Here is a 5,421-nt window from a genome sequence, read left to right as displayed (position 1 = left end):
GGCCACCGCCGCCGTCGCCTTCCCGGGCGAGGGCCACGGACCGTGGTGGTTGTCGGGCGCCACGGGGCTGCTGCTCGGCACGACCGCCCTGCTGCTCGACGGGGTCGCCTCCCGTGTGCTCGGCGCGACCGAGAAGGAGGCCTCGGAGTTCGGCCCGTTCGGGGTCGGCGGACTCCTCCTGCTCATCGTCCAGCCGTTGGTGGTGGGCCCGGCCGGATCGCCGGCCCTGTCGTTCTTCGCCCCACGCCGGCTCCCGACCGAGGCGCTGCTGGAACCCGCTCACGAGTTCGTCGGTCTGCCCGAGGCCACCACCCTCGCGGGCCCCGCCGTGGCGCTGGGGACGTTGATCGTCGGTGCGCTGGCGGTGGGCGCGGTACGGCTGTTCCACCGACGGCTGCTCGTACCCGCGGCGGCGCTGCTCGCGCCGGTGACACTGGTGCCGTTGCCGTTCGCGCTCGGCCTGCCCTTCCTGGTCGCCCTGGTGTGCACCGTGTTGGTCGGAGCGGCCCTGACGGCCGGTTCCGCCCTACCGAACCGGGCGGGGACCGCGTGGGTCGTGTGGTCCGCGGGACTGTTCACCTTCGCTCTGGCGTTCAGTTGGGCCCTGTCGGAACGCCACTCCGTCGTAGGGGTGCTGCTGGCCTGGGCGGTCGCGGCGTCCGTGACGTCCTCTCTGGCCCGTGTCAGGTCGATCGTCGTGGCCTCGACCGCCGCGGCGACCTTCGGCACCGGAGGGTTCGCCCTGGCACTGCTCGTGTCCTTGGGGGCCCCGGCCGAGTACGCCGCCTTCGGCCCCCTGCTGGTGGTCGCCGCCGTGGCGGCCGCGGCCCGGCGCCTGCGTTCGCCCCTGTTGGAGGCCACCGAGATCCCGGCCGCCGTGTGGGCGGCGATCGCCCTGGTCATCACCATGAGCGCGGGATCCCGGCTGGAACTGGTCGCGCTCGCCTTGGCCGTGGTCGGGGTGATCGGTCTGGCCAGTGCGGTGCGACCCGGCCGATGGTGGCAGGCGCCGGTCGGCGGGCTGTTGATGTTCTGCTCGATGTGGACGGTGCTGGTGGCCTGGGACGTCACCGTCCCCGAGGCCTACACGGTGCCGCCCGCGCTCGCCTTCCTGGTGATCGGCTGGGAGTGGGAGCGCCGGGCCGAAGTGAAGCCCTCCAGCCGGCTCTCCTACGGCGGCGGACTGTTGTTGCTGCTCGGCCCCACGGTCTGGCTCGCGCTCGACGGCCAGGACCTGGGGTGGCGGGTCCCGACGGTGCTGGTGGTGGGTGTGGCCGTGGCCGTGTGGGGCTTGAGGTCTCGCCTGCAGGCACAGCTGCTGCTCGGCGGAGGGGCGTTGTCGGTGGTGTCCCTCAGGGCCTTCGGTCCGCCGCTGTGGGACCTGACCCTGCTGCTGCCCAACTGGGCGCCGTTCGCGGTGGTCGGCCTGCTGCTGCTCCTGATCGGCGCGCGCTACGAGGCGAACCTGAATCGGCTGCGCCGGGTCGGTCGGTACGTCGGCGCCCTGCGCTGACCTCCACCCACGGGTGTGGCCCCCGCCGATTCGACGGGGGCCGCACTCGCCTGATGGTCCGGCTTTCGTGAACCACGGCGATCACCCGTTCGGGCGCCGTCAGGGTTCCCGACTCATTCGGCGCCCGGGAACAGCGCCGAGGGGGCCCTGAAGGACAGGGCTCAGTTCTCCAGCATCTCGGTGACCAGGGCGGCGATCGGGGAGCGCTCCGACCGGTTCAGGGTCACGTGGGCGAACAACGGATGGCCCTTGAGCTTCTCGATGACGGCGACCACACCGTCGTGGCGGCCCACCCGCAGGTTGTCGCGCTGGGCGATGTCGTGGGTGAGCACCACCCGCGAGTTCTCCCCCAGCCGGGACAGCACCGTCAACAGGACCCCGCGTTCGAGGGACTGCGCCTCGTCCACGATCACGAACGCGTCGTGCAGCGACCGACCTCGGATGTGGGTGAGCGGCAGGACCTCCAGCATCCCGCGGTCCACGATCTCCTCGATGACGTCCTCACTGGTCACCGCGGACAGCGTGTCGTGCACCGCCTGGCCCCAGGGCGTCATCTTGTCGTTCTCGGTACCCGGCAGGTAGCCCAGTTCCTGGCCGCCCACCGCGTACAGCGGACGGAACACCATCACCTTGCGGTGCTGGCCGCGTTCCAGGACGGCCTCCAGACCGGCGCACAGCGCCAGCGCGGACTTACCGGTACCGGCGCGACCACCGAGCGAGACGATGCCGACGTCGGGGTCGGTGAGCAGGTCGAGGGCGATCCGCTGCTCGGCGCTACGGCCCTTCAGACCGAACACGTCCTTGTCGCCGCGCACCACCTTCACCGACTTGTCCGCCTGGACCCGACCGAGCGCCCGGCCCTGCTCGGAGACGAGCACCAGACCGGTGTGGCAGGGCAGTTCCCTGGCCTCCTCGATCTCGCTCTCACCCTGGGAGAACAGCTCCTGGATGTTGGCGGCGGGCACGTCCAGCTCCGCCATCCCGGTCCAACCGTGTTCGATGGCGAGCTCTGCCCGGTACTCGTCGGCCTGCAGGCCGATCGAGGAGGCCTTGATCCGCATCGGCAGATCCTTGCTCACCAGGACGACGGCGTCCTCTTCCTCATGCTCCTCCTGGAGGTTGCGCGCCACCGTCAGGATCCGGGTGTCGTTGTCGCCGAGCCTGAAGCCCGCCGGCAGGATCTCCGGATCGCTGTGGTTGAGCTCCACCCGAAGCGTGCCGCCGTAGTCGTTCACCGGGACGGCGACGTCCAAACGGCCGTGGGCGACCCGCAGGTCGTCCAGGCGGCGCAGCGCGCTGCGAGCGAAGTACCCGAGCTCCGGGTGGTGACGCTTGCTCTCCAACTCGGTGATCACCACCACGGGGATGACGACCTCGTGCTCGGCGAACCGGCTCATGGCCAACGGATCGGCGAGCAGGACACTGGTGTCGAGCACGTAGACGCGCGTACCCTCTGCCGCTTCAGGGGCGGTGGGGGACTGGGTGTCACGGCGATCGGTCGAGGAACTAGCCACTCGTTCTCCCCTTGGGCACCGCGAGGGCGCCCTACTGTCACGGGATCATGGAGGACCGGGACCAGGCCCACGAGGGCCGGGTCCGGCCCTCCTCGTCGACATCCCGCCAGGGCGGAGAAGATCAATGAGCCGGGGCCTCCCGAACGGATGGGCGAACGCCATCCGCTGTCATCGACGCTACGCGCCCGAGAGCCCGTTTTCCAGAGCCCGGGCCGACCTCCCCATGAACTCCTCGTTACGAGAGGTCGGTGGGAACGGTGATGGGGGTCAGGAGCCGAAGCGCCGATTGCGCGCGCCGTAGGAGCGCAGGGCACGCAAGAAGTCCACTCTGCGGAAGGCAGGCCAGAAGACCTCGCAGAAGTAGAACTCCGAGTGAACGCTCTGCCACAGCATGAAACCCGACAGACGTTGTTCACCCGAGGTGCGGATGAGCAGGTCGGGGTCGGGTTGTCCGCGCGTGTAGATGTGCCGTGCGATGTCCTCGATGTCCAGGCGCTCTGCCAGCTCCTGGATATCGGTGCCCTTGGCCGCCTCCTCATGGAGGAGGGACCGAACCGCATCGGCGATCTCACGTCTACCCCCATACCCGACGGCGACGTTGACAACCAGACCCGGGTTTCCGGATGTGGCCTCTTCCGCCTCTTTCAGGGCACGAGCGGTCGAATCGGGCAGGACGTCGAGGGCGCCGACGGGGCGGGTGTTCCACCCCTCCTCACGTAGACGGGCGATGGTCTGCTCGATGATGCGCACGAGCGGGCCGAGCTCGGCCTCGTCACGGGTGAGGTTGTCCGTGGACAACATCCACAGAGTGACGACCTGCACACCGATCTCGTTGCACCACCCGAGCACCTCGAAGATCTTGTTCGCCCCGGCCTGGTGGCCCTGCTCGGCACCCGGGAGACCGCTGCTCTTGGCCCAACGCCGGTTCCCGTCCATGGCGACACCGACGTGCCGGGGGATCTCCTGGCTGGTCAGACGGCGTTCCAGCCGCCGCTCGTACAGCCAGTACAGGGGGTCACGGAGCCCCATTGGCGAAACCTCTCAGAGCTGGATCAAAGGACGGCGCACTCCGGCGACGGATGTGCCGACGGGGATGGGTCCAGAGTAGTTCGCCCGGAGCACTCACGTCACGGCGAGCGACTTTCGCACGTGCTTGCGGCCCTGGTGGATACGGGACTTGACCGTTCCCAGGGCCAGATTCAGTTCGGAGGCGATCTCGTTGTAGTCCATTTGGCACAGGTCGCGCAGGACCAGAGGCGCCACCAGGTTGGGGCGTTCCTTCTCCAACTGGTCCAAGGCCTCCAGCAGGTCGATCCGGGAACCGGCGATCACACTGGTGGTCCGGGGGTCGCGCTGGTGCGGCATGCGCTCGGCCTCGGTGGGGAACTCGGCGGAGCGACGCTTCATGGACCGGTAGGTCTGACGCGCGGAGTTGGACACCACGGTGTAGAGCCACGTGGTGAAGAGGGAGTCGCCCTTGAAGCTGTCGATCTTGCGCGCCACCCGCAGGAGCGCGTCCTGGCAGGCCTCCTCGGCGTCCTGGCGGTAGGGCAGGAACCGGGCGCAGCGGCGCAGTACCTCGGGCTGGATGCGACGGAGCAGGTCGTCCAGGGCCACGGAGTCACCCTCCTTGGCCCGACGCGCGAGATCCTCGAGTTCCTCGTCGACGTTGCTCGCCACCCGGCGACGGGGGGTGGGGCGCTCCTCGTGGTCCGGTCGGTCACTACTACGCATGGTTCGTCTCTTCCTGGCTGACGACGGACGTCCGTTCGTGAGGTCACACGTCTATCGGACGTCCACGAACCCCGTTCGGCTCCGTATACCTCGCTCGACTTCACGTGCCGATCCCGTTTTCTCACGAAACGGGAGAACCCGAAGGGGCTCCTCCAGTTTCCATGCCCCGACGGCGTCGGCGCTACCCGGGAAGGGGATCATATCCGCGGAAGCCATCGCCAAGGCGCAGATGGTGTATTAGTGGGCAACGAACGCGTATTCACCCCCTACAGACCGAGGCGGAAATGAGCCAACCGGAGGCCTTTGGACGTTACCGCGTCATACGGCGCTTGGGGTCCGGTTCGTTCGCCACCGTCTGGCTGGCCCAGGACGACCTTCTGAACTACCCGGTGGCCATCACGGTATTGGCCGAGAACTGGGCACATCAGATGGACATCCAGCACCGGTTCCTGGAGGAGGCGCGCATCCTGCGTCAGACCGACTCCACCTGGCTGGTGGCGGTGCACGACGTGGACGTGTTGCCGGACGGTCGTCCGTACATGGTGATGACCTACGCCGACCAAGGCAGTGTCGCCGACCTCATCCGACGAGGTCAACTCCCCTTGGACGAGGCCCTGCGGTTGCTGACCGAGATCGGCCAGGGCATCACCGTGCTGCACA

At 68.7% G+C, this 5,421-nt stretch carries 5 protein-coding genes; 2 read left to right on the top strand and 3 right to left on the bottom strand.

The window, feature by feature from the left end; all coding sequences use genetic code 11:
- The coding region (locus tag K8V84_RS04155) for an SCO7613 C-terminal domain-containing membrane protein (RefSeq protein ID WP_369696602.1) at positions 1–1,513 on the top strand (1,513 nt) is incomplete at its 5' end.
- A gap of 161 nt (positions 1,514–1,674) precedes the next feature.
- Here K8V84_RS04155 and K8V84_RS04150 read toward each other — a convergent pair.
- The 3 genes from K8V84_RS04150 to K8V84_RS04140 form a co-directional block, all read right to left on the bottom strand.
- On the bottom strand, positions 1,675–3,027 hold the full coding sequence (locus tag K8V84_RS04150; protein ID WP_304070571.1) for a PhoH family protein: 1,353 nt from the start codon (positions 3,025–3,027) through the stop codon (positions 1,675–1,677).
- 267 nt (positions 3,028–3,294) lie between these two features.
- On the bottom strand, positions 3,295–4,056 hold the full coding sequence (locus K8V84_RS04145; protein ID WP_067606920.1) for an isoprenyl transferase: 762 nt from the start codon (positions 4,054–4,056) through the stop codon (positions 3,295–3,297).
- Between the two features lie 93 nt (positions 4,057–4,149).
- Positions 4,150–4,761: a sigma-70 family RNA polymerase sigma factor gene (locus K8V84_RS04140; protein WP_304070567.1), complete on the bottom strand. Its 612-nt coding sequence runs from the start codon at positions 4,759–4,761 to the stop codon at positions 4,150–4,152.
- Positions 4,762–5,045: 284 nt separating this feature from the next.
- Between K8V84_RS04140 and K8V84_RS04135 the strand changes: the two genes are divergently transcribed.
- Positions 5,046–5,421, top strand: a 376-nt coding sequence (locus K8V84_RS04135; protein WP_304070565.1) for a protein kinase, incomplete at its 3' end; no start/stop codon positions are given.

Origin of the sequence: Nocardiopsis listeri, from assembly GCF_020741345.1 — a bacterium.
GTDB lineage: Bacteria > Actinomycetota > Actinomycetes > Streptosporangiales > Streptosporangiaceae > Nocardiopsis > Nocardiopsis listeri_A.
This window is presented reverse-complemented; position numbering and strand designations above follow the sequence as displayed.